Source organism: Kocuria turfanensis (assembly GCF_001580365.1).
Lineage (GTDB): Bacteria > Actinomycetota > Actinomycetes > Actinomycetales > Micrococcaceae > Kocuria > Kocuria turfanensis.
On sequence record NZ_CP014480.1, the window covers coordinates 557,347 to 582,784 of the forward strand.

The 25,438-nt window shown below is 75.3% G+C and carries 21 protein-coding genes; 6 read left to right on the forward strand and 15 right to left on the reverse strand.

Translation table 11 applies throughout. The features are described from left to right. Positions 1-65: 65 nt before the first annotated feature. The 5 genes from AYX06_RS02570 to AYX06_RS02590 all read right to left on the reverse strand — a co-directional run bounded on the left by AYX06_RS02570 (position 66) and on the right by AYX06_RS02590 (position 5,697). A complete protein-coding gene (locus tag AYX06_RS02570; protein ID WP_062734173.1) occupies positions 66-1,523 on the reverse strand; it encodes an LCP family protein in 1,458 nt (485 codons plus the stop codon). A gap of 175 nt (positions 1,524-1,698) precedes the next feature. Continuing rightward, positions 1,699-2,778 carry a GTPase Era gene (locus AYX06_RS02575; protein WP_062734175.1) on the reverse strand — a complete coding sequence of 360 codons (1,080 nt, stop codon included), beginning with the start codon at positions 2,776-2,778 and terminating at the stop codon, positions 1,699-1,701. Continuing rightward, positions 2,771-4,099 (reverse strand): hemolysin family protein, encoded by a 1,329-nt coding sequence (locus AYX06_RS02580; RefSeq protein WP_062734177.1) that lies wholly within the window; start codon positions 4,097-4,099, stop codon positions 2,771-2,773. The genes AYX06_RS02575 and AYX06_RS02580 overlap by 8 nt, the downstream gene beginning before the upstream one ends. Before the next feature lie 6 nt (positions 4,100-4,105). Beyond that, entirely contained in the window at positions 4,106-4,612 is a 507-nt protein-coding gene (gene ybeY, locus AYX06_RS02585) for an rRNA maturation RNase YbeY (protein WP_062734179.1), read from the reverse strand. Then, on the reverse strand, positions 4,612-5,697 hold the full coding sequence (locus AYX06_RS02590) for a PhoH family protein (RefSeq protein ID WP_062734181.1): 1,086 nt from the start codon (positions 5,695-5,697) through the stop codon (positions 4,612-4,614). The genes ybeY and AYX06_RS02590 overlap by 1 nt, the downstream gene beginning before the upstream one ends. A 339-nt stretch (positions 5,698-6,036) precedes the next feature. On the opposite strand from AYX06_RS02590, the gene AYX06_RS02595 reads away from it, so the two are divergent. Beyond that, positions 6,037-6,999, forward strand: coding sequence for a GerMN domain-containing protein (locus tag AYX06_RS02595; protein WP_062734183.1), 963 nt, complete (start codon positions 6,037-6,039; stop codon positions 6,997-6,999). 39 nt (positions 7,000-7,038) lie between these two features. On the opposite strand, the gene AYX06_RS02600 is transcribed toward AYX06_RS02595, so the two are convergent. The 3 genes from AYX06_RS02600 to hrcA form a co-directional block, all read right to left on the reverse strand. Further along, positions 7,039-7,818, reverse strand: coding sequence for a 16S rRNA (uracil(1498)-N(3))-methyltransferase (locus AYX06_RS02600; protein WP_062734185.1), 780 nt, complete (start codon positions 7,816-7,818; stop codon positions 7,039-7,041). After that, the gene (dnaJ, locus tag AYX06_RS02605; protein ID WP_062734188.1) at positions 7,815-8,963 is read right to left on the reverse strand and encodes a molecular chaperone DnaJ; all 1,149 of its coding nucleotides are present in this window, start codon (positions 8,961-8,963) and stop codon (positions 7,815-7,817) included. The genes AYX06_RS02600 and dnaJ overlap by 4 nt, the downstream gene beginning before the upstream one ends. A gap of 71 nt (positions 8,964-9,034) precedes the next feature. After that, entirely contained in the window at positions 9,035-10,042 is a 1,008-nt protein-coding gene (gene hrcA / locus AYX06_RS02610) for a heat-inducible transcriptional repressor HrcA (protein ID WP_062734189.1), read from the reverse strand. 174 nt (positions 10,043-10,216) lie between these two features. Here hrcA and AYX06_RS02615 point away from each other — a divergent pair, with 174 nt between their 5' ends. Then, positions 10,217-11,080, forward strand: a complete 864-nt coding sequence (locus tag AYX06_RS02615) for a DUF3097 domain-containing protein (protein ID WP_062734190.1) — start codon at positions 10,217-10,219, stop codon at positions 11,078-11,080. A gap of 149 nt (positions 11,081-11,229) precedes the next feature. After that, on the forward strand, positions 11,230-11,694 hold the full coding sequence (locus AYX06_RS02620) for a DUF4870 domain-containing protein (RefSeq protein ID WP_062734191.1): 465 nt from the start codon (positions 11,230-11,232) through the stop codon (positions 11,692-11,694). Positions 11,695-11,733: 39 nt separating this feature from the next. On the opposite strand, the gene hemW is transcribed toward AYX06_RS02620, so the two are convergent. Both hemW and lepA read right to left on the reverse strand, forming a co-directional pair. Beyond that, positions 11,734-12,978 (reverse strand): radical SAM family heme chaperone HemW, encoded by a 1,245-nt coding sequence (hemW, locus tag AYX06_RS02625; RefSeq protein ID WP_062734194.1) that lies wholly within the window; start codon positions 12,976-12,978, stop codon positions 11,734-11,736. After that, complete coding sequence (gene lepA, locus AYX06_RS02630) at positions 12,978-14,834, reverse strand: translation elongation factor 4 (protein ID WP_062734196.1); 1,857 nt, start codon at positions 14,832-14,834, stop codon at positions 12,978-12,980. The genes hemW and lepA overlap by 1 nt, the downstream gene beginning before the upstream one ends. A gap of 195 nt (positions 14,835-15,029) precedes the next feature. Here lepA and AYX06_RS02635 point away from each other — a divergent pair, with 195 nt between their 5' ends. Continuing rightward, positions 15,030-15,551 carry a type II toxin-antitoxin system PemK/MazF family toxin gene (locus AYX06_RS02635; protein WP_062734198.1) on the forward strand — a complete coding sequence of 174 codons (522 nt, stop codon included), beginning with the start codon at positions 15,030-15,032 and terminating at the stop codon, positions 15,549-15,551. A 204-nt stretch (positions 15,552-15,755) separates the two neighbouring features. Then, complete coding sequence (gene rpsT / locus AYX06_RS02640; protein ID WP_062734200.1) at positions 15,756-16,016, forward strand: 30S ribosomal protein S20; 261 nt, start codon at positions 15,756-15,758, stop codon at positions 16,014-16,016. A gap of 114 nt (positions 16,017-16,130) precedes the next feature. On the opposite strand, the gene holA is transcribed toward rpsT, so the two are convergent. After that, positions 16,131-17,132: a DNA polymerase III subunit delta gene (holA, locus tag AYX06_RS02645; RefSeq protein WP_062734203.1), complete on the reverse strand. Its 1,002-nt coding sequence runs from the start codon at positions 17,130-17,132 to the stop codon at positions 16,131-16,133. Positions 17,133-17,327: 195 nt separating this feature from the next. Here holA and AYX06_RS02650 point away from each other — a divergent pair, with 195 nt between their 5' ends. After that, a complete protein-coding gene (locus tag AYX06_RS02650) occupies positions 17,328-18,122 on the forward strand; it encodes an SDR family oxidoreductase (RefSeq protein ID WP_062734205.1) in 795 nt (264 codons plus the stop codon). An 88-nt stretch (positions 18,123-18,210) separates the two neighbouring features. Here the strand turns inward: AYX06_RS02650 and AYX06_RS02655 are convergent, their stop codons facing one another. The 4 genes from AYX06_RS02655 to leuS all read right to left on the reverse strand — a co-directional run bounded on the left by AYX06_RS02655 (position 18,211) and on the right by leuS (position 25,413). After that, the gene (locus tag AYX06_RS02655) at positions 18,211-20,808 is read right to left on the reverse strand and encodes a ComEC/Rec2 family competence protein (protein WP_062734207.1); all 2,598 of its coding nucleotides are present in this window, start codon (positions 20,806-20,808) and stop codon (positions 18,211-18,213) included. Further along, positions 20,805-21,914 (reverse strand): ComEA family DNA-binding protein, encoded by a 1,110-nt coding sequence (locus AYX06_RS02660; RefSeq protein WP_062734209.1) that lies wholly within the window; start codon positions 21,912-21,914, stop codon positions 20,805-20,807. Before AYX06_RS02660 ends, AYX06_RS02655 begins: the two co-directional genes overlap by 4 nt. Positions 21,915-22,013: 99 nt before the next feature. Beyond that, entirely contained in the window at positions 22,014-22,907 is an 894-nt protein-coding gene (locus AYX06_RS02665; RefSeq protein WP_062734211.1) for a DegV family protein, read from the reverse strand. Positions 22,908-22,920: 13 nt separating this feature from the next. Continuing rightward, the gene (gene leuS, locus AYX06_RS02670; RefSeq protein ID WP_062736835.1) at positions 22,921-25,413 is read right to left on the reverse strand and encodes a leucine--tRNA ligase; all 2,493 of its coding nucleotides are present in this window, start codon (positions 25,411-25,413) and stop codon (positions 22,921-22,923) included. Positions 25,414-25,438: the final 25 nt, after the last annotated feature.

Sequence of the window (25,438 nt, forward strand, 5' to 3'; positions counted from 1 at the left end):
GAGGAGGGTCCCTGTCCGCATGTGTCCAACCTATCACGCGGCGCGCAGCGGACCGGCTCCCGGGCTCACCAGTCCCCCGCCGCCTGCTGGCAGGTGTACTGCTCCGCGGTCTGGCCGTTGAGCTCCCCCGGCAGCGCCGAGCTCACCTCCAGGCGGTCCCCCTCCGGGAAGTCCTGGCCCACCGAGACGAGCACCCCGGCGACGTCGGTGGTCGGCACGATCTGCGACGACGGCACGCCCAGGTGCTCCGCCACGGCGGCGGCGGCCTCGGACCAGCCGGCGCCGAAGAAGACCTGCGTGCCGGGCAGCTCCGCCGGCTGCGCCCCGCTCTCCACCGGGGTGTACCCCTCGTCCTCGAGCACCTCGGCGATGTCGCCGTCGCGGCCCTCGACGCCGGAGGCGTTGGACACCGACAGCGGCACCGAGGCCGGGTCGAACGGCGGGGCCGTCGACGCCTCGGGCGAGGGGCCCGCCGAGGCCGTCGGGGTCTCCGTGGGGGTCGTGAGCGACCGGTCCTCGCGCAGCGCCTCGAAGAGGTCCTCCGCCGCGTCCTCCTCGAGCTGGAGGCGGTTGGGGTCCAGGGCGTAGGGCTCCGTGGGCACGGTCACGAACACCATGTCCGCCAGGTCCACCCCGCGCACGGCCGTGCCGAGGCCGACCATGGTGGGCACGGACCCGAGGTCGTCGTCCACGTGCAGGTTGCGGGTCGCCACGTCGGCGATCTCGTAGAGCTTGGGCAGGTCCATGAGGGTGCCCTCCTCCTTGATCATGCGCGCCAGCGAGGCCAGGAAGGACTGCTGGGAGCGGATCCGGCTGGTGTCCCCGCCGTCCCCGAACGCGGCCCGGCTGCGCAGGAACGCCAGGGCCTGCTCGCCCTCGACCGAGGACACGCCGGCGGGCAGCTCCAGGCCGGACTTCGGGTCGTCGACGGCCTCGTTGACGCACACCTCGACCCCGCCCACCGTGGAGGAGAGCTCCTTGACGGCGTTGAAGTCGGCGAGCATGAAGTGGTCGATCTTCAGGCCCGTCATCCGGTTGACCGTGGCGACCGTGCACCCGGGGCCGCCGTTGGCGATCGCCGAGTTCAGCATCGCGTCCTCCTCGGCCGGGTGCACCTCCCCCGACTCGGGGTCGGTGCACTGCGGGATGTCGGCCACCAGGTCGCGCGGGAGCGAGACGACCGTGACGCCGCTGCGGTCCTCGGCCACGTGCACGAGCATCATGACGTCCGTCAGGCCGGACCCGGAGCTGTCGTCGTCGTCGCCGTACTGGTCGTTGCCCTCGCCCTCACGGGTGTCGGTGCCCATCACCAGGACGTCCAGCGGCCCCTCCTCGACCGTGCCGGAGCCGTCGCCGAGGTCCAGCGGGGACGTGTCCAGGTTGGACTGCAGCCGCCAGGTCGCCGCCAGGCCGGCGCCGAGGACCACGAGCAGCACCAGCACCACCGCGAGGGCCGCCCAGCGTTTCCGGGACCATCGGCGGGCGCGCGGGCGCCCGGGGGCGTCGGGGGGCGTTGAGGACACGGTGATCTTCTCCTGGAACGGCCGCGGCGGGGGCCGGGGTCGGGGGGACGGCGCCCGGCCGGGGCGCCGGGAGCCATGCTAGTCGTGCGCGGCGCGGCCCGTGACGGGCCACGCGGTGGGGGCGCCCGGTGGAGGCGCACGGCGGGGGCCGCGCGCCGGGGCCGGGTCGCCCGGCCTAGAAGCCCAGGCGGGAGAGCTGCTTGGGGTCGCGCTGCCACTCCTTGGCGACCTTCACGTGCAGGTCGAGGTAGACCTTGGTGCCCAGCAGGGCCTCGATGGCGGTGCGGGAGCGGGTGCCGATCTCGCGCAGCCGGGAGCCGCCCTTGCCGATGATGATGGCCTTCTGCGACGACCGCTCCACGTAGACGTTGACCCGCACGTCCAGCAGGGGCCGGTCGGCCGGGCGGCCCTCGCGCGGGACCATCTCCTCGACCACGACCGCCAGGGAGTGCGGCAGCTCGTCGCGCACTCCCTCGAGGGCCGCCTCGCGGACGAGCTCCGCGACCATGGTCAGCTCGGGCTCGTCGGTCAGCTCCCCGTCGGGGTACAGCGCCGGCGACTCGGGCATCCGGGCGACGAGCAGCTGCGCGAGGGCCTCCACCTGGAAGCCGTCCACGGCGGAGACGGGGATGACGTCGGCCCACCCGGGCTCCGGGGCGGGCGCGGCCGGCGCGGGCGCGGCCGGTCCGCGGTGCCGCGGCTTCCGGGCGGCGCGCTCGGCCCGCTCGGCGCGGGCCTGGTGCTCGGCCGCCATGACGGAGCGGCCGAGCTCGGTGACGGCCAGCAGCTGCTCCGTGAGCTCGGCGCGGGAGACGGTGTCGGTCTTCGTCACGATCGCGACGACGGGCTTGTTGCCGGAGGCGGCCAGCTGCTGGGCGATGTAGCGGTCCCCCGGGCCGATCTTCTGGTCGGCGGGGACGCAGAAGCCGATGACGTCGACCTCCGCGAGGGTGTCGGCCACGAGGTCGTTGAGCCGCTCGCCCAGCAGGGTCCGCGGCCGGTGCAGCCCGGGGGTGTCCACCAGGACGAGCTGCCCCTCGGGGCGGTGCACGATGCCGCGGATGGTGTGGCGCGTGGTCTGCGGGCGGTTGGAGGTGATCGCGACCTTCTGCCCGACCAGGGCGTTGGTCAGCGTGGACTTGCCGGCGTTGGGGCGGCCGACGAGCACCGCGAACCCGGCGCGGAACGGCCCGGCGGGCTCGGTGGGCTCGGTCGGCTCGGCGGGTGTGGGCTCGTCGGGGGTGGGCTCAGACATGGTGGTGGGACTCCTCCTCGGACTCCAGTGCGGCGGGGTCCACGGCCGTGGACCCCGGGGGAACCCACTCCGGGTCCCGGTGGACCTCCAGCTGGCCCACCCGGTTGCGCCGGCCCTCCAGGGTGACGGCTTCGAGGACGATGCCCTCGACGGTGGCGCGGGAGCCCACGATGGGCACCCGGCCGATGCTCTTGGCCAGCAGCCCGCCGGCCGTGTCCACCTCGTCGTCCTCGAGGTCGACGCCGAACAGGTCGCCCAGGTCCTCGACCCCGAGGGCGGCCGAGACGCGGTAGCGGCCGTCGCCGAGCTCGGCGACCTCGGGCTTCTCGCGGTCGTACTCGTCGACGATCTCCCCGAGCAGCTCCTCGATGAGGTCCTCCAGGGTCACCAGCCCGGCGGTGCCGCCGTACTCGTCGACGACGACGGCCACGTGGATGGACTCGAGCTGCATCTCGCGCAGCAGCTCGTTGACCTTCTTGGACTCCGGCACGTAGCGGACCTCGCGGGCCAGCTCGGACAGCCCGCCGATCCGCAGGTCGGCGCCCTGCCGGTGCACGCGCTCGGCGAGGTCCTTCTGGTAGAGGATCCCGAGCACGTCGTCGGCGCTCTCCCCGATGACGGGGATCCGGGAGTAGCCCGAGCGGAAGAAGAGGTTCAGGGCGTTGTCCACGGTCTCGTCGTCGTCGATGGTCACCATGTCGGTGCGCGGCACCATGACGGCCCGGACGTTCGTGTCGTCGAGGTCGAAGACCGAGTGCAGCAGCTCGGCCTCGTTGTCCTCGATGACGTCCTGGTCGGTGGACCGGTCGACGAACTCGAGCAGCTCCTCCTCGGTGAGGAAGCCGGGGGCGGCGTGCCCGGGCGCCCGGGCGACGGAGGAGCCCAGGCGCACGAGCAGGCCCGGCACGGGCCCCAGCAGCGCGCGCAGCACGCGCACGAGGCCCGAGGTGAACCGGACGGTGCCGGCCGGGTTGCTGCGGCCCACCTGGCGGGGCGACACCCCGGTGAGGACGAAGCCCACCGCGGCCATCACCACGGTGGCGAGCAGGCCGGCGAGCCAGACGTCCCCGAGCCCGTGGAACATCGCGAGGGCCACGGCCACGGCCGAGGCGGTCTCGAACCACACCGTCCAGAAGCGCAGGGCGTGCAGGTGGGCGGTGGGCGTGGCCAGCAGCTTCGCGGCGGCCGAGCCGGGGTCCTCCCGGACGATGGTCTCGGCGTCGGCGCGCGGCAGGTAGGTCAGGCCGGTCTCCGCGGCGGTGAGCACGAACGCCGTGCACAGGAACACGACGGCCGCGAGGACCAGGACGGCGGTGGTCACGGGGCGCTACTCCATGGTCTCGACCGGGGCGGGCCGGCCGAGGAAGTCGGTGAGCAGGTCCCGCTGCAGGGCGAACATGACGCGCCGCTCGTCGGGCTCGGCGTGGTCGTGGCCCAGCAGGTGCAGGATCCCGTGGGTGGTGAGCAGGCACAGCTCGTCCGCGACCGAGTGCCCGGCGGCCTCGGCCTGGCGGCGGGCCACCGGCGGGCACAGCACGATGTCGCCGAGGGTCCCCTCCGCGGGCTCCTCCGGGGTGCCGGGGCGCAGCTCGTCCATGGGGAAGGACAGCACGTCCGTGGCGCCGGGCAGGTCCATCCACTCGACGTGCAGGCGCGCCATCTCTTCCTCGCCGACGACCGCGATCGACAGCTCCGCGTCGGGGTGCACGTGCAGCCGCCGCAGGACGTGCTCGGCGAGCCGGCCCAGCAGCTCGACGTCGACGGCGGCCCACGCCGCGCGGTCCGCGGCCGGCACGTCCTCGGGGTCGGCCTGGAGGTCGAACTCGACGGCCATCAGGCGCGCTCCCCGTCCTCGGGGGCCGCACCGCTCTCGGCGGCCCGTGCCGCCCGCGTGCTCTCCTTGCGCTCCCGGCGCTCGTTGCGCCGCCGGTTGGTGGTGTCGAAGGCGTCGTAGGCGCTGACGATGCGGCTCACCAGCTCGTGGCGCACGACGTCCTCCGCGGTCATCTCGGTGAACGCGACGTCCTGGACGCCGCCGAGCACGTGCTGGACCTGGCGCAGCCCGGAGGAGGCGCTCCCGGGCAGGTCCACCTGGGTGACGTCGCCGGTGATCACCATCTTCGAGCCGAAGCCCAGGCGGGTGAGGAACATCTTCATCTGCTCGGGCGTGGTGTTCTGCGCCTCGTCGAGGATGATGAACGCGTCGTTGAGGGTCCGCCCGCGCATGTACGCGAGGGGGGCCACCTCGATCGTGCCCGCCTCCATGAGCCGCGGGATGGACTCCGGGTCCATCATGTCGTGCAGCGCGTCGTAGAGCGGGCGCAGGTACGGGTCGATCTTCTCGCTCAGCGTCCCCGGCAGGAACCCGAGACGCTCCCCCGCCTCCACGGCCGGGCGCGTGAGGATGATCCGGGAGACCTCCTTGGCCTGCAGCGCCTGGACGGCCTTGGCCATGGCCAGGTAGGTCTTGCCCGTGCCGGCCGGGCCGATGCCGAACACCACGGTGTGCTCGTCGATGGCGTCGACGTAGGACTTCTGGTGCAGGGTCTTGGGCCGGATCTTGCGGCCCCGGCTGGAGAGGATGTTCTGGGTCAGCGCTCCGCTGGGCCGGGCGGAGAGGTCGCGGCCGATGAGCTCGAGCAGCTGCGTGATCACCTGGGGGGTGATCGCGGTCTCGCGCCCGGCGAGGACCTTGAGCTCGTCGAAGAGCGTCGCGGCGATCTGCACGGGGCCGCTCGGGCCCTCGATGCCGAGCTCCAGCTCCCGCGGGCGGGTCGAGAGGCCGGGGAAGGCCGTCTCGACCTGGCGCAGGGTGTCGTCCCCGGAGCCGAGGCAGCGGACCATGGTCTCGCGGTCGGGAAAGGTGATGACGGTGCGGGCCGTCAGTGGGCGCGTGGTGCCGGGCAGCGTCTCAGTCATGGGTGCGGCCCGTGGGGCCGTGCTCTCGCTCTCTCGATGGGTGCTGTGCTTCGGTGCGGGTGCCGGTGCGGGTGCCGGTGCGGGCACCGTGGTGCGGCGGCGGGCGCCCCGCGGGGGCCGGCCCTGCTACCAGGGTACCGCGCGGCCCCGGCGCCCGGGCCCGCCGGTGCGGAGATTCCGATTTGGTATCGGTCACGGTGGCGCGGCCGTTCCGGGCGTGGGGCCCCGGGACGCTGTGCTGGAATGGTCGGGTCCTCCGGCAGGGGGACGGGTGCGGCCCCCGGCCGGCCGCACCGGCATCCCCCACCGACCCCGCAGAGACGAGGTGCGCGTCCCCCCATGGCCCCTGACCTGTTCCGGCCCCCCACCGGGGGCGCCCGCCGCCGCGCGGTCGCGCTGTCCACGGCCTGCCTCCTCGTCCTCGCCGGGTGCGCCCCGGGGGCCGGGCCGGCGCCCCACGACGCCGTTCCCGCCTCCGGCACGGCGCCCGTCTCCGCGGCTGCCGCCGCGCCCGGCCCGGCGAGCAGCGGCTCCGGCGCCGCCGGCGGCAGCAGCAGCGCGGTCGCCACCACGAAGGTCCCGGTCTACTGGGTGGGGGCGGCCGACGGGGAGCAGCGGCTGTTCCGCGAGTTCCGGGACGCCGCCGAGGGCCCGACGGCCGTGGACCCCATCGCGGCAGCGGCCGGGCTGCTGACCACCGCCGCGCCCCAGGACCCCGGCTACCGCACCCTCTGGTCCCCGGTGGACCAGGTGGGCAGCTCCACGTCCCCGGACGGCACGATCACCGTCGACCTGCCCGCCGAGGCCTTCCGCGCCGGCCTGGACGAGCAGGACGCGCGCCTGGCGCTCCAGCAGCTCGCCCACACCGTGACGGCCACGGCGAGCAGCACGGGGCTGCTGCCGCAGAACGCCGAGCCCGAGGTGGTGGTGCTCGTGGACGGGAGGGCCCGGGAGGAGGTCTTCGGCTCCGTCCGGCTCGACGAGCCCCTGCGCCCCGACGGGAGCCTGGAGGCGCCCCTGTGGCTGCTGGACCCCCGGGAGGGCCCGCACCCCGAGGGCGCCGTCGAGATCTCCGGCCGGGCCCTGGAGGGCGTGGCCGACTGCCGGTGGGCGGTCCTCGACGAGGACGGGGCGACGGTCGCCGGCGGCGCGGTGCGCACCACCGCACGCGACGACGGGACGGTCGGGTTCCGCACGGAGGTCGAGCTGGCCCCCGGCCGGTACGAGGTGACGGTCACGGGCCGGGACGCCGAGGGCGGGACCGTGCGCGACGACGGCGCCGTGGAGGTCGTCCCGCGCTGAGCGGCCGGGCCCGCCGGGACGTGTGCGGGGCGACCCGGCTCAGCCGGGGGCGCCGTCCCAGCGGCCCAGCGCGGCGCTGAGCACGGCCAGGGCGACCGGGCCGGCGGTGGAGCTGCGCAGCACCTCGGGCCCGAGACGCAGCGTCCGCGCCCCGGCGCCGGCCAGGGCCTCGAGCTCGCCCGGGGCGATGCCGCCCTCCGGGCCGACGACGAGCACGATCCGCTCCGCCGCCTCCCAGGGCCGGTGCGGACCGCCGAGCAGTCCCGCGAGGGAGTCCCGGGCCTGCTCGTGCAGCACGACCCCGGCCGTGCCCGGCCGCCCCAGCAGAGCGGCCAGCTCACGGGTGGTGCTCAGCGGCAGGACCTCGGGCCAGTGCGCCCGGCGGGACTGCTTGGCGGCGGCCGCCACGGTGTGCACCCACTTGTCGTGGCTCTTGGCGGCACGCTCCTTCTTCCACCGCACGATGGAGCGCTCCGCCTGCCACGGCACCACCGCGTCGACGCCCAGCTCGGTGGCCGTCTCGACGGCGAGGAGGTCGCGCTCTCCCTTGGCCAGCGCCTGGGCGAGCACCAGCCGGGGCCGGCGGAGCGGGTCCGCGCTCACCGCGGCCAGGCGCACGTCCATGCTGTCCCTCCCGGCGGCGACCAGCTCCCCGGTCGCCCGCGCGCCCGCGCCGTCGACCAGCTCGAGGCGCTCCCCGGGACCGAGGCGGCGCACGGTGACGGCGTGGCGGGCCTCCGGCCCGGTGACGGAGAGCACCGCGCCCGGGCCGAGCCCGTCGAGCCGGCCGGGCTCCACCTTGAAGACGGGCAGGCTCACAGGTCGAAGCGGTCCTTGAGCCGCGAGAAGAACCCGCCGGAGCCGGCGGGGCTGTTCAGCGTGGTGCCGGTGGCCTGCTCCTCCCCGCGCAGCCGGGAGAGCTGCTCCAGCAGCTCGCGCTGCTCGTCGTCGAGCCCCGTGGGCGTCTCGACCTCCAGGTGGACGTAGAGCTCACCGCGGCCGCCGCCGCGCAGCCGCGTGGCGCCGAGGTCGTGCAGGGTGACCGTGTGGCCCGTCTGGGTGCCCGGGGCCACCGGCACGTCGCGCTCCCCGTCGAAGGTCTCGAGGGTCACGGTGGTGCCCAGCGCCGCGGAGGTCATGGGCACGCGCACCCTGGCGTGCAGGTCGTCGCCCTGCCGCTCGAAGGTCGGGTCCGGGTCGACCTTGAGCTCGACGTAGAGGTCCCCGTTGGGGCCGCCGGCCGTGCCCGCCTCGCCCTGGCCGGAGAGGCGGATCCGGTTGCCGGAGGACACCCCGGCCGGGATCTTGACGGTCAGCGGGCGCCGGTCGCGCACCCGGCCCTCGCCGTAGCACTCGTGGCAGGGGTGCTTGATGACCGTGCCGAAGCCGTCGCAGGTGGCGCAGGGAGCCGCGGTCACCACGGTCCCGAGGATGGACTGCACCTGGCGCTGGACCTGGCCGGCGCCGTGGCAGACCTCGCAGGTCTCCGGGCGGGTGCCCTCCTGGCAGCAGCTGCCGTTGCAGGTGGGGCAGACCACCGCGGTGTCCACGGTGATCTTCTTCTCGGTGCCGAAGACCGCGTCCTTGAGGGACACGCGCACGTTGATCAGCGCGTCCTGGCCCTGGCGGGTGCGGGAGGCGGGCCCGCGCCGGCCCGCCCCGGAGCCGCCGGCGCCCTGGAAGAAGGTGTCGAAGATGTCCTGGAAGCCGAAGCCGGTGCCCGGGAACCCGCCGCCGAAGCCGGTGTCGGTGCCGTTCTCGTTGCCGGTGGCGTCGTACACGCGCCGCTTCTCGGGGTCGGCGAGGACGTCGTTGGCGTGGGAGACGCGCTTGAACTCCTCCGCGGCCTCGGGGCTGGGGTTGACGTCCGGGTGCAGCTTGCGGGCCTTCTTCCGATAGGCCTTCTTGATCTCTTCCTGGCTGGCGTCGCGGGACACACCCAGGGTCTCGTAGTGATTGCTCACCGTGGTCCGTTCTGTCGAGAGGTCTGGTGGGAGTTCTGGTGCCGGGCCCCGGCGCCGGGGCCCGCGGGGGCTCAGCCCCCGAGGATACGGGAGAGGTAGCGGGCGACGGCGCGCACGGCCGCCATCGTGGACGGGTAGTCCATGCGCATGGGGCCCACGACCCCGACCTTGGACTGGGGCCCGTAGCCGGTGGCGACGACCGCCGCCTCGGACAGGGGCCCCGCGGCGTTCTCCGCGCCGATGCGCACGGCCACGCCGCGGGCGTCCTGCTCCATCTCGGAGAGCAGCCGGAGCATGACGACCTGCTCCTCGAGCGCCTCCAGGACGGGACCGATGCTCAGGTGGAAGTCCCCGGTGGCGCGGGCCAGGTTGGCGGTGCCGGCCATGACCATGCGGTGCTCGGCCCCGCCCGTGGCCAGGGCCCCGACGACCTCGGCCACCGTCTCCGCGGCCGGGCGCAGCGGGGGCGCCATGTCGGCGGTCATCGCCACGAGCGCCGCGGGCACCGCGGCCAGGGAGCGGCCGACGGCCGCGGCCAGCACCCGGGCGCGCAGCTCGAGCAGCTGCGCCTCCTCCAGGGGGGCGGGCAGCACGGCCACGCGCTGGGCGACCCGTCCGTTGGTGGGGATGAGCACCACGAGCACCCGGCCCGCGCCGAGGTCGACGACCTCCACGTGGCGCACCGTCACCCCGGACGCGTGCGGGTACTGCACGACGGCCACCTGGTGGGTGAGCTGGGCGAGCAGGCGCACGGTGCGCTCCATGACGTCGTCGATGTCCGCGGCGTCGTCGAGCAGGCTCTGGATGGCCCGGCGCTCCGGGCCGGAGAGCGGCTTGACGGCCGCGATCTGGTCCACGAAGGTCCGGTAGCCCTTGTCGGTCGGGATCCGGCCCGAGCTCGTGTGGGGGGCCGTGATCAGGCCCTCCTCCTCGAGCGCGGCCATGTCGTTGCGCACGGTGGCCGAGGAGACACCGAGCCGGTGCCGCTCCACGAGGGCCTTGGAGCCCACGGGCTCCTGGAAGTGCACGTAGTCCTCCACGATGGCCTGCAGGATCTGCAGTCGTCTCGGATGGTTCACGTCGCTCCTCCCCGTCGTCTCCTCGGCACCCGGGCCGCCTGGCACTCGGGCGGCCACAGTGCCAGCGCGATCCAGTGTAGCCCCCGTGTCCGACCCCCGGTCCTGCCCGCCCGGTTTGGTACGCTTCCGGCTGATCCGCGCCGGACGGGCGGGACCGCGACCGGGAGGACGAGCATGAGCGACTACGGCTGGGGGCCGCGCAGCCTCGACGACGCGGGCCTCTCCCGGCGGAAGCCGGCCTCCGCGGAGGTGCCGGTCGCCCCCGGGCTGCTCCTGGAGGACGTCACCACCGGCTGGGTCGGGGCGGTCGTGTCCCTGGAGACGATCGGCGGGATGCGGGTCATGGGCCTGGAGGACCGCCGCGGCCGGGTCAAGGCGTTCCCGCTCGGACCGGGCTTCCTGCTGGAGGGCGAGCCCGTCGTCGTCGTGGAGCCCCGCCGGGCCCCGGCGGCGAAGCGTCCCGGGCGCACCCGCTCCGGCTCCGTGGCCGTGGAGGGGCTGCGGGCCAGCACCGCCAGGGCCTCCCGCGTCTGGGTCGAGGGGTACCACGACGCCGAGCTCGTGGCCAAGGTCTGGGGGCACGACCTGGCCGTCGAGGGCATCGTCGTGGAGCCGCTGCACGGCGTCGACGACCTGCCGGCGGCGGTGCAGGAGTTCGGGCCGGGCCCGGGCCGGCGGCTGGGCATCCTCGTGGACCACCTCGTGCCCGGCTCCAAGGAGTCCCGGATCGCCGAGCGGACGATGCGCCTGCCCGGGGCGCCCGGCAACGTGCTGGTGCTGGGCCACCCGTACGTGGACATCTGGCAGGCGGTCCGGCCCCGGGTCCTCGGCGTCGAGGCCTGGCCCGTGGTCCCGCGGGGCACCGACTGGAAGACCGGCACCGCCGCGGCCCTCGGCTGGCCGCACCGCACCCCCGGGGACCTCGGCCGGGCGTGGCAGCACATCCTCTCACGGGTGGACAGCTACGCCGACCTCGAGCCGGCGCTCCTGGGGCGGGTCGAGGAGCTCATCGACTTCCTCACCGCCCCGGGGGCCTGAGCCCGTCCTGGGCGGGCGCGACCGACGTCACGTCACACAGGCACACGTGGGCGGGCGGGCCCCGTGCAACTTCCGAACCGGCCGGTAGAATCGAGCCACGCCATCCGTCGACCGCAGCCGTGCCGCGGTCCCACCCCCGAAGGACTTCCGTGCCCGTGCAGACCGACCCCCGATCGAGCCACGAGAACGCCGAGGCCCCGTTCGAGGGCCTCTCCCCCGTGGCGCAGCCGCTCACCGTCGCCGAGGACCACCAGTGGGCGACCCTGGCGCACTTCGCCGGGGTGGTCGGCTTCGTGCCCTCGTTCCTCATCCACCGCGTCTTCCGCGGCCGGGGCAGGTTCACCGAGCAGGAGTCGCGGGAGGCGATGAACTTCACCCTGCTGCCCACGCTCGTGGTGGTCGCCGGCGTGCTGCTCGCGCCCGTCCCGTTCGTCGGCTGGTTCTTCGCGCTCGCGGCCGCCGCCGCGTGGCTGCTGCTGGCCGTCGGCTCCCTGGCCGGCGGGATCCGGGTCAACCACGGGGAGCCGTACCTCTACCGGTTCAACACCCGGCTGTACGACCGGCTCGCCGAGAAGCTGCGCGAGCGGTCGCGGGAGCGCGCCGCCCGCCGCTGAGGCACCCGCCGCCGGGCCCGGCGGGGTCGTCCTGGCCGGTCAGCTCAGCAGGCGCCGCACCACGGCGTCGCCCAGGAGCCGGCCCCGCAGGGTCAGCACCAGCGTCCCGCGCAGCGCCGGCCCGGGCTCGACGAGGCCGTCGGCGATCAGACCCGCCACCGCGGTGCGCCCGTCGCCGTCCAGGGCCGCCACGGGCAGGCCGTCCCGGATCCGCGCCTCGAGCATCACGCGCTCGAGGTGGCGGGTGTCCGCGTCGAGGATCTCCCGCCCGGCCGCGGGGGACTCCCCGGCCCGCACCCGGTTCGTGTAGGGCACCGGGTGCTTGAGGTTCCACCAGCGCGTCCCGCCCACGTGCGAGTGGGCGCCGGGGCCGATCCCCCACCAGTCCTGGTTGTGCCAGTACGCGAGGTTGTGCCGGCTGCGGTGGGCCCGGGCGTCGGCGCCGCGGGCGGGCCGGGACCAGTTGCTCACCTCGTACCACTCGAAGCCGGCCTCCCCCAGGATCCGGTCGGCCAGCTCGTACTTGTCGGCCTGGTCGTCCTCGTCCACGGGCGGGACCTCCCCGCGCCGCATCCGGGCGGCCAGCCGGGTGCCGTCCTCGATGATCAGCGAGTAGGCCGAGACGTGGTCGGGCTCGTAGGCCACGGCCGTGCGCAGCGAGTGCTCCCAGTCGGCCAGGGTCTCCCCGGGGGTGCCGTAGATCAGGTCCACGCTCACGCCCAGTCCCGCCTCGCGCGCCCAGGCGACCGCCCGCGGCACGTTGTCGGGGTCGTGGGTGCGGTCCAGGACGGCGAGCACGTGCGGGGCCGCGGACTGCATGCCGAAGGACACCCGGGTCACTCCGGCCTCCGCGAGGACCCGCAGGGACCGCGGGGTCACCGAGTCCGGGTTGGCCTCGGTGGTGACCTCGGCGCCCTCGGCGAGGCCGAAGCTCTCCCGGGCCTGCGCCAGGACGGCGGCCAGATCCTCGGCGGGCAGCAGCGTGGGGGTGCCGCCGCCGAAGAACACGCTGTGCAGGGGCCGGGCGTCCACGCCGGAGTCCTGCAGCACCCGGCGGGCCCAGCGCACCTCCGCGGCGGCGTCGGCGGCGTAGGCGTCCTGGGACACCCCGTCGCCCAGTTCCACGGCCGTGTAGGTGTTGAAGTCGCAGTACCCGCAGCGGACCGCGCAGAACGGCACGTGCACGTAGAGACTGAGCGTGCGCTCGGCGGAGCCCTCGGCGGCGGAGGCCGGCAGCCGCCCGTCCAGCGGTGCGGGCAGGCCCTCGGGCTGGGCGGGGGCCACTACTTCTTCTTGTCCTTCGCCCCGGCCTCGTCGGAGGACAGCGCCGCCACGAACGCCTCCTGGGGGACCTCCACGCGGCCCACCATCTTCATCCGCTTCTTGCCCTCCTTCTGCTTCTCCAGCAGCTTGCGCTTGCGGGAGATGTCGCCGCCGTAGCACTTGGAGAGCACGTCCTTGCGGATGGCCCGGATGTTCTCGCGCGCGATCACCCGGGAGCCGATGGCGGCCTGGATGGGGACCTCGAACTGCTGGCGCGGAATGAGCTCGCGCAGCTTGCCGGTCATCATCACCCCGTAGGAGTAGGCCTTGTCCCGGTGGGTGATCGCGCTGAACGCGTCGACCGGCTCGCCCTGCAGCAGGATGTCCACCTTGACGAGGTCGGCGGCCTCCTCGCCCTCGGCCTTCCAGTCCAGGGACGCGTAGCCCTTGGTGCGGGACTTCAGCTGGTCGAAGAAGTCGAAGACGATCTCGGCCAGCGGCAGCCGGTAGCGCAGCTCGACCCGGTCCTCGGAGAGGTAGTCCATGCCCTTGAGCTGCCCGCGCTTGGACTGGCACAGCTCCATGATGGCGCCGATGAACTCCGAGGGCGCCAGCACCGTGGCGGCGACCATGGGCTCGCGGATCTCGGCGATCTTCCCCTCGGGGAACTCGGAGGGGTTCGTGACGACCCGCTCGGAGCGGTCCTCCAGGGTGACGTTGTAGCTCACGGACGGGGCGGTGGAGATCAGGTCGAGGTTGAACTCCCGCTCCAGGCGCTCCCGGACGATCTCCAGGTGGAGCAGGCCCAGGAACCCGCAGCGGAAGCCGAAGCCCAGGGCCGCGGAGTTCTCCGGCTCGTAGACCAGCGCGGCGTCGTTGAGCTGGAGCTTGTCCAGGGCGTCGCGCAGGACCGGGTAGTCGGAGCCGTCGATCGGGAACAGGCCCGAGAAGACCATCGGCTTGGGGTCCTCGTAGCCGCCCAGGTTCTCGGTCGCCGGGCGCTGGTGGTTGGTCACGGTGTCGCCCACGCGGGACTGGCGCACGTCCTTGACGCCGGTGATCAGGTAGCCCACCTCCCCCACGCCCAGGCCCTCGGTGGGCTTCGGCTCGGGGGAGATGACGCCGATCTCCAGCAGCTCGTGCTGGGCGCCGGTGGACATCATCCGGATCCGCTCCCGCGGGGTGAGCTTCCCGTCGACCACACGGACGTAGGTGACCACGCCGCGGTAGGTGTCGTAGACGGAGTCGAAGATCATCGCCCGCGACGGGGCGTCGGCCCGGCCCACGGGGTGCGGGACCTCCTGGACGATCCGGTCCAGGAGCGCCTCCACGCCCTCCCCGGTCTTGCCGGAGACCCGCAGCACGTCGTCGGGCTCCACGCCGATGAGGTTGCCCAGCTCCTGGGCGTACTTCTCGGGCTGGGCCGCGGGCAGGTCGATCTTGTTCAGCACCGGGATGATCGTGAGGTCGTTCTCCATGGCCAGGTACAGGTTGGCCAGGGTCTGGGCCTCGATGCCCTGGGCGGCGTCCACCAGCAGCAGCGCGCCCTCGCAGGCGGCCAGGGACCGGGAGACCTCGTAGGTGAAGTCGACGTGGCCGGGGGTGTCGATCATGTTCAGGGCGAAGTCCTGGCCGTCCACGTTCCAGGGCATCCGCACGGCCTGGGACTTGATCGTGATCCCGCGCTCGCGCTCGATGTCCATCCGGTCCAGGTACTGCGCCTTCATCTCCCGCGGCGTCACCACGCCCGTGGCCTGCAGCATGCGGTCCGCCAGCGTGGACTTGCCGTGGTCGATGTGGGCGATGATGCAGAAGTTGCGCAGGATCGACGGGTCGGTCGAGGCGGGAACCGGGGGGTTGACGGCCAGCGGTGACACGGGCGGTCCTTTCTCCGGGAGGTCGTCGCTTCCGGCAGGTCCTGGGGCTACCGGCGGGTGGATCGCGCCGGGGGGATTCAGCTGTCCAGTTTCCCACGTTTGCCGGTGGGGGGCCATTTCGTTCCGCGCCGCGCCCCCGCCCCTGACGGCGACGACCTCCGCCCGGTGGCTGGACCGGTGGCTAGAGTGGGGCGCATGAGGCTGAACCTGGGCGCCCTGCGGCGGCTCGCCGCCCGCGCCGTGGACGTCTACCACCGTGCCGCCCGGCCCCGGCCCGCCGCGCCGCCGCGGGCCGGCGAGGGCCGCCCCGCGGGGCTCTCCCGCCCCTACCCGGGCGACTGGACCGGACCGGTCCGCCCCGTCTACCGCCCCCTGTCGGACGGCCAGGCCGACCCCGGCGAGATCGTCTGGACGTGGGTGCCCTTCGAGGAGGACCACCGCCGCGGCAAGGACCGGCCCGTGCTGGTCGTGGACCGCGCCGGGGACCACCTGCTGTGCCTGATGCTCACCTCCCGGGACCGCACCGACGGGCTCGGGCAGGACCCCGACTACGTGGACGTCGGTGCGGGACCGTGGGACCCCCGGGGCCGGCCCTCCGAGGTCAAGCTCGACCGCGTGGTCCGGGTGCTGCCTGCGGACGTGCGCCGGGAGGGCGCGGTCCTGCCCGAGGACCTGTTCGACCGGGTGGCCGCGCGGCTCGTCCGCCGGCGCGGCTGAACTCCCCGGGCTCCCGGCCGGGCGCGTGTCGCCGCCGCCCGACGACCGGGTGCGGTCTGCTAGACTCTTCTGCTGTGTGTCCGCGCTGGTCGTCGGGCACTGCAGGGCGGTCGCCACACGGGCGTCCCCACTCCCACTCAGTCACATGGCCGGCCTGTTTGCCCTCACTGACCGTATTCCGCACCCATTGCCAAGGAGTCACACGTGGCCAACATCAAGTCCCAGAAGAAGCGCAACCTCACGAACGAGAAGGCGCGCCTGCGCAACAACGCCTACAAGTCCGAGCTGAAGACGCTCGTCCGCCGCGTCGACGAGGCCGTCAGCGCCTCGGACAAGCAGACCGCCCAGGACGCGCTGCGCGTCGTCTCCCGCAAGCTCGACAAGGCCGTCAGCAAGGGCGTGCTGCACAAGAACAACGCGGCGAACAAGAAGTCCGGTCTGGCCAAGCTGGTCGCCAAGATCTGATCCGCGTTCCCGCGATCGCCGCACCGGAGGCCCCGTCCCGCGCAGGGACGGGGCCTCCGTCGTGCCCGGGCGGCCACCCGGGCACCTTCACCGGGCGCGGCTGCCGCCGGCGGCTCAGCGGCGCCCGGACAGCGCGATCGTGGTGATCGCCCGCTCCACGGCGTAGGCCGGGTCCCGCCCCTCCCCCTTCACCTGGGCGTCGGCCTCGGCCAGCGCCCGCAGGGCGCGCACCAGGTCCTCCTCGGAGAAGCGGCGCGACTCCTCCTGCGCCCGCTCGACCTGCCACGGGGCGGCGCCGATCCGCTGCGCGAGCTGGCCGGCGCCGCCGCGGGTGCCGTGCACCTGCGCGATGGTGCGCAGCTTGGCGGCCAGCGCCCCGACCATGGGCACGGGGTCCACGCCGGTGTCCAGGGCCTGGCGCCAGAGCTTGAGCGCGTTCTCGGCGCGGCCGGCCAGGGCGGCGTCGGCGACCTTGAACGCGGTGGCCTCGACCCGGCCGCCGTAGTACTTCTCGACGTCGTCGAAGGTGATGCTCTCCGGCCCGTCCGAGAGCAGCTGCGCGCACGCGGCGGCGAGCTCCGCCGTGCTGCTGCCGACCGCCGCCGCCAGGGCCCGGGCGGCGTCCGGTTCGATCCGGCGGCGGTGGGTGCGGAACTCCGTGACGATGAACTCGGACTTGTCGCGGTCGTTCTTCAGGGGCTTGCACTCCACCACGGCGGCGCCGGCGGCCTTGAGCGCGTCGAGCAGCTTCTTGCCGCGGTTGCCGCCGCTGTGCTCCCAGAGCACGACGACGTCCGGGTCCGGGGCCTGGACGTAGGCGAGGCCGTCGGCCAGGCAGTCGTCGTTCATGGCCGCGAGGTTGGTGACGTGGATCAGCTTGGCGTCGTCGAACAGGGACGGGCTGGCCAGGGCGGTGAGCTGACCGGGGGCGTAGGCGGCGGCGTCGACCGTGGAGAGCTCCACGGGCCCGCGGCGGTCCTTGAGGAGCGCGCGGACCCGGTCGCGGGCGCGGGCGGCGAGGTAGTCCTCCGGCCCGGTGAGCAGGACGAGCGGGGCCGGTTCGACGTCGCGCCAGGTGGGGCCGGCGGCGGGTGCGGGGCGCCGTGCTGGGGTCATGGCCGCGTCCTCCTGTGCTGACGGCCGGGCGGCCGCGGGTGGGGTCGCCCCCAGTTTCTCACGGGGGCGGGACACCGGTGGCCCGACGGCGCCCCGGCGACCCGGCGACCCGGCAGCTGCCCGGCGGCGACCCGACGGTGGCCGACATCGCGGCGCGGTCCCCGATCGGCCCCGCGGCTCGCTAGCGTGGGGTCCATGACGCAGAACACGAGCACCGAAGAGCAGAGCACCGGCACGCACACCGGGAAGGTCGCGGTCGTCACCGGGGCCTCGACCGGGATCGGGGAGGCCACCGCCCGTCGGCTCCGCGCCGCCGGCTGGACCGTCTACGCGGTGGCCCGCCGCGCCGAGCGGCTGGAGGCCCTGGCCCGGGAGACCGGGGCCGTGCCGGCCCCGTGCGACATCACCGTCGACGACGAGGTGGAGGCCCTGCGGGAGCAGGTGCTCACCGAGCAGGGCCGGGTCGACGCGCTGCTGAACATCTCCGGCGGGGCCCGCGGCACCGACCGGGTGGCCGACGCGAGCACGGAGGACTGGGCCTGGATGTACGAGGTCAACGTGCTCGGCACGATGCGGATCACCCGGGCCTTCCTGCCGGCGCTGCGGGGCAACGGACAGGGCACGGTGCTGAACCTCACCTCCCTGGCCGCCCACCGGGCCTACGAGGGCGGGGCCGGCTACAACGCGGCGAAGTTCGCCGAGCGGGCGATGACGGAGGCGCTGCGCCTGGAGGAGGCCGAGCACAACGTGCGCGTGGTGGAGATCGCCCCCGGGCTGGTGCACACGGAGGAGTTCTCCCTCAACCGGCTGGGCGGGGACCAGGAGGCCGCGGATGCGGTGTACGCGGGCGTCGAGAAGCCGCTGACCGCGGCGGACGTGGCCCAGGTGTGCGCCTTCGCCGTGGAGCTGCCCCACCACGTGGACCTGGACACCGTCACCATCAAGCCCGTGGCCCAGGCCGCACCGCACAAGGTGATCCGCGCCGGCTGACGCCGCCCGGCGCCCCGGAGCGGGAAGGGCCCGGGCGGGGAGGGCCCGGGCGGGGAGGGCCCGGGAGGGGACCGCGCGTCCCACCGCGCTAGCCGTCGACGGGCAGCGCGCGCAGCCGGGCGCCCTCCCGCAGCAGGCGCACGCTGCCGTGCTGGTCGGTGCGCACGAGCGGCACCCCGGCCTCCCGGAGGTGGCCCAGGATCTGCGGGTGCGGGTGCCCGTAGTCGTTGTCCCGGCCCACCGAGACCACCGCCAGCGCCGGGGTGGCCGCGTCGATGATCGCGGTCCCGCCGTTGCGGGCGCCGTGGTGGGAGACCTTGAGCACGTCCACGTCCAGCTGCGCCCCGGCGGAGCGCAGCAGGGCCCGGGCGCCCTGCTCCTCGAGGTCGCCGGCGAGCAGCCAGGACGTCGTGCTCCCGTCCGACCCGGTGAGCTCGGCGCGCAGCACCAGGGAGGCGTTGTTCTCCTCGGCGGAGGACGCGCCGCCCCACCGGCGCGGGGCGGCCGGCGCCGGGGCGAGGACGGTCAGGCGCAGACCGCCCACGGTGCGGGTCTGCGCGGGCGGCGGGCGGTGGGCCGCCGCGCCGGGCAGGTCCTCGCCCAGCTCCCGCGGCGGGTCCGGGTCGGCGGTGGCGTACCAGATCTCCCCCGCGCCCCCGAGCCGCGCCACGGCGGCCAGCCCCCCGATGTGGTCGGCGTGGGCGTGGGTGAGGACCACCAGGTCGAGGTGGTCCACCCCGCTGTCCTCCAGGCACCGCTGCAGCGCCCGCGGGTCCGGGCCCGTGTCCACGAGCACGGCCCGCCCGGGGGCGGTGCGCAGCAGCACGGCGTCACCCTGCCCCACGTCGCACAGCACCGCCTCCCACGGGGGCGCCGGTCGGCGGGCCTCCGTGACGGCGCGCAGGACCAGCCCGGCCAGCACGACCAGCAGCAGCGCCCCCGTCGCCGTGCGCCGCCGTCGCCGCCGGCGGTCGCGCTCCCGCCAGTGCTGCTCCGGCAACGCCGGAGGGGCCGGTCCCCCGCGCAGGGCACCGGCCACCGGCCGGGGGCGGCGCCGACGCACGTCCAGCAGGTGCACGGCCCCCACCGCCGCTGCGCTCGCCGCCGCCATCAGCACGGCTCCGGGGGCGCCGGCCGGCCACGGGACCAGGGCGCCGGGGGCCGCGGCCAGGGTGCGGGCGGTCCCGGCGATCAGCTGGGTGCCCCAGCCGCCCACGGTGAGCGGCACGAGGGCCGCGGTGTCCCCGGCCGGCAGGTGCAGCACGAGCAGCCCCGCGAGCCCGCACACGGTCACCGCCGGCACGACCGGCGCGGCCACGACGTTGGCGGCCAGGGCGTAGACGGGCACGGCGGGCTGCAGCAGCACGAGCACCGGCGCGCACCACAGCTGGGCCGTGGCCGGGACCGCGACCGTGAGCGCCAGCGCGTCCGGCATCCACCGGCCGAGCCACCGGGTCAGGGGCCGGGCGGTGACGACGATCCCGGCGGTGGCCAGCACCGACAGGACGAAGCCGTACTCGGCGGCGAGGGCCGGGTGGAGCACGACGAGCACGAGCACGGCGCCGGAGAGCGTGGCGAGGGACACGGCGGTGCGCCCGGTCAGCAGGCCGAGCGCGGCCAGCCCGCCCATGGTCGCGGCGCGCAGCACGGAGGGGTCGGGGCCCACGAGCAGCACGAAGGCGGCCAGGGCACCGAGGCCGGTGAGCAGGCAGCTGCGGCGGCGGGCGCCGAGGGCCAGCGCGGCGTGGCCGGCCAGGGCCGTGACGAGCGCGCAGTTGGCGCCCGAGACGGCCGTCAGGTGGGTCAGCCCGGTGTCCCGCATCGCCTGCTCCAGCTCCCGGCCGAGGGCGGAGCGCTCGCCGAAGGTCATGCCCGGGAGCAGTCCGGCGGCGTCGGGGCCGAGTTCCGCGGTGCTGAGCAGGAAGCGTCCCCGCACCCGGTCCCGCGCCGTGGGCGGGGCCGCCGGGAGGACGGTGGGCGGGGCGGCGGCGCGCAGGGTCACGGGCCCGGGGACCGGCTCGCCGGTCGCCACGAGCACCGCGGTGATCCGCCGGCCGGGGGTCAGCGCGGACCAGGCGGGGCCGTCGGCGAAGACGGTGACCGTGGCCTCGGCGGGCCCGGTGCGGCCGCGGTGGGTGAGTTCGTGCAGGGCGAGCTCGAGCACCACCCCGGCGCGGTCCTTCCCGGCGGGGCCGGCGGCGGGGGCGGTCCACGGGCGGGGCCCCTCGGCCACGTCGGCGGTGACGACCAGGCGCCCTCCGCCGGCCAGGGCCTCGCCCAGGGCGCCGGAGGTGCTGCCGTGCCGGTCGGCGGAGGCGCTGAGCAGCACGGCGGCCATCGCCAGGGCGCTGAGCGCGACGCTCGACCAGGGCGGCCCGTGCGGCGCCCGGTCCGGCCGGGCGGCCGTCGGGGCACGGACCCCGCTCCGGACGAGACCGGCCCGGACGAGACCGGCCCGGAGGAGGACGACCCGGAGCAGGACGGCGGCCAGGACCAGGGCGGCGAGGTACCCGGCCGCGGCGGCCGCGGTGCCTGCCGGGGTGAGGTGGGTGCCGAGCAGTCCGGTGAGCCAGGCGCCCACGGCGGCGGGGACGAGCCGGAGGTCCCACGTGCGGCCCTGAGCACGGGCGTCGCGGTGCTCCTGGTGCTCCAGGGCCCGCGCCCAGCGGGCGGCGGGGTTCCTCACACGGTCACCAGCGGGAGGAGGGCCTCCAGCAGGGTGGGGCCGATGCCCGGCACGGCGTCGAGATCGGTCGCGGCGGCGAAGCCGCCGTGCTGGTCGCGGAACTCCACGATCCGCCCGGCCAGCACCGGGCCGACCCGGGGCAGTGCCTCGAGCTCCGCGGCGCTGGCGGTGTTCAGGTTCAAGGTGCCGCCGGGGGCCGCGGCGCCGGTGCCGCCGGCCGCGGCGGCGTCCGTCCCGCCGGCCGCGGCGGCGTCCGTCCCGCCCGCCGACGGAACGGCCGGCGCCGGGGTGCCCGCCGGGGGTGCGGCGCTCTCGTCCGGGACGAGCACCTGCTGGCCGTCGGTCAACGGCGAGGCGAGGTTCACCGTGTCCGCCGCGGCGTCCGTGAGCCCGCCCGCGGCCTCGACCGCGTCCACCACCCGGGCTCCGGGTGCGAGCTCCACGACACCGGGCCGGGCCACCTCTCCGGCGACGTGCACGTGCAGGGGTCCGTCGCTCCCGGGGGCCGAGGAGGCCGCGGCCCCCGCACCGCCTCCGGGGGCGCCGCCGGCCACCGGGGCGGGGCTGCCCGCGGACGGCGCGGGGGCCGCGGAGACCCCGACCTCGGCGAGGGCGGTCTCCCCGCCGGCGTCCTCCTCGGGGCCTCCGGGGCCGAGGACGGCCCACCCGAGCCCGGCCACCGCGGCGGCCGCGAGCACGAGCAGGGACCGCGGGACCCGGGTCCGGGCGGCGGTCTCCCAGCGGTGGGCGGCGTCCGGGCGGGCGGGCGCGTCCGCCCCGCGCGGGCCGGGCCCCGCCGCTCCCCCGCGGGTGCCCGCATCGCTGTCGACGCCTGCGCCGCTGCCGGCGCCGGTCGTGCTCGCCGCGCCGGCTCCTCCCCCGGTTCCTCTCCCGGGGCCGGTCCCGTGGTCCGGGCCCTTCCGGGTCGCGGCCCCGTCGTCCGGACCGGGCCCCGGAGCGGGACGCGTTCCGGACGCGGCCTCGGCGAGGAGCGCGGCCAGCCGCTCGGCGGGCAGGCCGGGCCGGCCCGGGTGCCCGGAGGAGGTCGTCGGGTCGGGCGGGGCGGAGGGTGTGCGGTCTCGGCCGCGGGGCACGGTGCCGGTCATGGCTCCAGCCCACCCCGGCCGGACGGACCGCGGGGTCGGTCCGGGGCCCGGTGGGGACCGCCCGCGGCAGGCCCGCGCCTGGGGAGGGCGGGTGCCGGGTCAGCGCCGGCCGCGGACCGGGCGGGAACCGGGCCGCGCCGTGGGGCCCTGCACGACCGCCGCGCGGGCGCCGAGACCGACGTGCGCGGCGAGCACCGGCGGCAGCGGGGAGACGACCAGGACCGCGTCGGGCCGGTGGTCCCGGGCCACGGCCGCGCCCAGCTCGCGCGCCCCGTCCTCGTCGCCGAGGTGGTGCAGGACCAGCACGGGGTGCGCGTGGGCGGAGGCGGCCAGCGCCTCCCCCACGAGCGCCGAGAACCGGGCCCTCGCCCGAGACGGGGTCCGGGGACGTTCCACGGCCACGAGCCGTCCGCCGTCGACGGTGAGCAGCGGTTCGATCCTCAGCACCGCGCCGAGCACCGCCGGACCAGGGGCGATCCGCCCGCCCCGGCGCAGGGTCTCCAGGGACGGCACCCACAGCAGCAGCGGGTCGTCGCGGGCGCCGTCCCGGGCCGCGGCGGCGACCTCCTCCGGCCCGGCCCCGGTGCCGGCGGCGCGCCACGCCGCCTGCACCCCGAAGCCCTGGGCCATGGCCACGGTCCGGGAGTCGACGACGGTCACGGGCACGTCCACGGCCCGGCTCGCGAGCCGGGCGGAGTCCACCGTCCCGGACAGCTCCCCGGACAGGTGCACGGAGACGATCCCCTCGTACCCGGCCTCCTGCAGACGCCGGTAGACGGCCTGGAACCGTCCCGGCGAGGGCCGCGAGGTCGTGACGGGCCGTCCTTCGGCCAGCGCCAGCAGCAGCGCCGGCGGGACGCCGTCGTGCTCCCCGTCCGCGCCGGGGACGGGGTGACCGTCGATCGCGACGGGCATCCCGACCACCTCGAGCCCGCCCGCCCGCACGGCGGCGTCGTCGGTCACCACCGCGATCCGCCGGCCGGGGCTGCGCACGGGCGGGGCCGGCTCAGGCGACGATGTTCACCAGCTTGGGCGCACGCACGATCACCTTGCGGATCTCGGCGTCGCCCAGCTGGCGGCGGATCGTCTCCGAGGCCAGGGCGAGCTCGCGCAGGGCGTCCTCGGCGATGTCCGCCGGGACCTCGAGCCGGTCCCGGACCTTGCCCTTGATCTGCACCACGGCGGTCACGGTGTCGTCCACCAGCAGGGCCGGGTCCACCTCGGGCCAGCCGGCCACCACGACGGAGCCCGCGTGGCCCAGGGTGTGCCACATGTCCTCGGCGGTGTACGGGGCCACGAGCGAGAGGACCACCGCGACGGCCTCGACGGCCTCCCGCACGGCCGGGTCGGCCGGACCGCAGCCGGAGTCGATGGCCTTGCGGACCACGTTGACCAGCTCCATGGTCTTGGCCACGACCACGTTGAACTTCCCCGCGTCCAGCAGCTGCCCGGCGTCGTCCACGGCCCGGTGGGCGGCGCGGCGCACGCCCTGGTCCCCGGAGGCCGGGTCGGCCCCGGGCGCGCTCGTGACGTCCTGGGCCAGGCGCCAGGCCCGGGCCAGGAACTTCTGGGAGCCCTGCGGGGACACGTCCGCCCAGTCCACGTCGTCCTCGGGCGGGGAGGCGAAGACCATGGTCAGCCGCACGGCGTCGACGCCGAACTCGTCCAGCTGCTCGCCCAGGTCCACGCCGTTGCCCAGGGACTTGGACATCGCCTTGCCCCCGTTGAGCACCTGCCCCTGGTTCAGCAGCGCCTTGAACGGCTCGGTGAAGTCCACCAGACCGAGGTCGAACAGGACCTTGGTGAAGAACCGGGAGTAGAGCAGGTGCAGGATGGCGTGCTCCACCCCGCCCACGTACTGGTCCACGGGCAGCCACTTGCGGGTCTGCTCGAGGTCGAACGCGGCGTTCTCGTCGTCGGGGGACGCGAAGCGCAGGTAGTACCAGGAGGAGTCCACGAACGTGTCCATGGTGTCGGTGTCGCGCAGGGCCGGTCCGCCGCAGGCGGGGCACTCGACGTTGACCCAGTCCTCGGCCGTGGCCAGCGGGGAGCGGCCCTTGGGTGCGAGCTGCTCCCCGCGCAGGTCGTCGGGCAGGCGCACGGGCAGCTGCTCCTCGGGCACGGGCACCTCCCCGCAGGCCGGGCAGTGCACGATCGGGATGGGAGCGCCCCAGAAGCGCTGCCGGGACAGCAGCCAGTCGCGCAGGCGGAAGTTGACCTGCCGATTGCCGGTGCCGGCGGCCTCCACGATGCCGATGGCCCGCTCGATGGCCTGCGCCTTCTCCAGCCCGTCCAGCTCGCCGGAGTTGATCAGGGTGCCCTCGCCCGTGGTGGCGATCCCGGTCACGGCCGGGTCCTCCTCGCCGGTGTCCAGGACCGCGCGCACGGGCAGGTCGAAGGTGCGGGCGAAGTCGAGGTCGCGCTGGTCGTGGGCGGGCACGGCCATGATCGCGCCGGTGCCGTAGTCGGCCAGCACGTAGTCGGCGGCCCACACGGGCAGCTTCTCCCCCGTCAGCGGGTTCACCGCGTGGCGGCCCAGGAACACCCCGGTCTTCTGCCGGTCGGTGGCCTGGCGCTCGATGTCGGAGAGCGCCTTGACCTGCTCGCGGTAGGCGGCGAGCTCCTCGGCGTGCTCGGGGGCGACGATCTCCCCGGCCAGCTCGGCGTCGGCGGCGACCACGAAGAACGTGGCGCCGTGGAGGGTGTCGGGGCGGGTCGTGAACACGGTGACCTGGCGGTCGGCGCCGTCCTCGCCGGCTCCCTCGATGGCGAAGCGCACGTGGGCGCCCTCCGAGCGGCCGATCCAGTTGCGCTGCATGGCCAGCACCCGCTCGGGCCAGTGGCCCTCGAGCGCGGCCATGTCGTCGAGCAGACGGTCCGCGTAGTCGGTGATCTTGAAGTACCACTGGTTCAGGGCCTTCTTCGTCACCGGGGTGCCGCAGCGCTCGCACGCGCCGTTGACGACCTGCTCGTTGGCCAGCACCGTCTGGTCCTTGGGGCACCAGTTCACCGGGGAGTTCTTCCGGTAGGCCAGGCCCTTGGCGTGGAACTGCAGGAACAGCCACTGCGTCCACCGGTAGTACTCGGGGTCGGAGGTGTGGATCTCCCGGGTCCAGTCCGCGCTGATGGCGTAGCGCTGGAACGAGGCCTTCTGCGTCTCGATGTTGGCGTAGGTCCACTCCGCCGGGTGCGCGTCACGCTTGATGGCGGCGTTCTCGGCCGGCAGCCCGAAGGAGTCCCAGCCGATCGGGTGCAGCACGTCGTAGCCGCGCTGGCGCCAGTACCGGGCCACGACGTCGCCCATCGCGAACGCCTCGGCGTGGCCCATGTGCAGGTCCCCCGAGGGGTACGGGAACATGTCGAGCACGTAGCGCCGCTCCCGGGAGCCGTCGTCGAGCGGCTCGTAGACCTTCTGCTCCGCCCAGAACGACGGCCACGCCGCCTCGATGGCGCGGAAGTCGTATCCGGTGCTCTCGGTCGTGTGCTGCTGTTCGGTCACGGTCCTCGCCTTCGCGGTGGTGGAC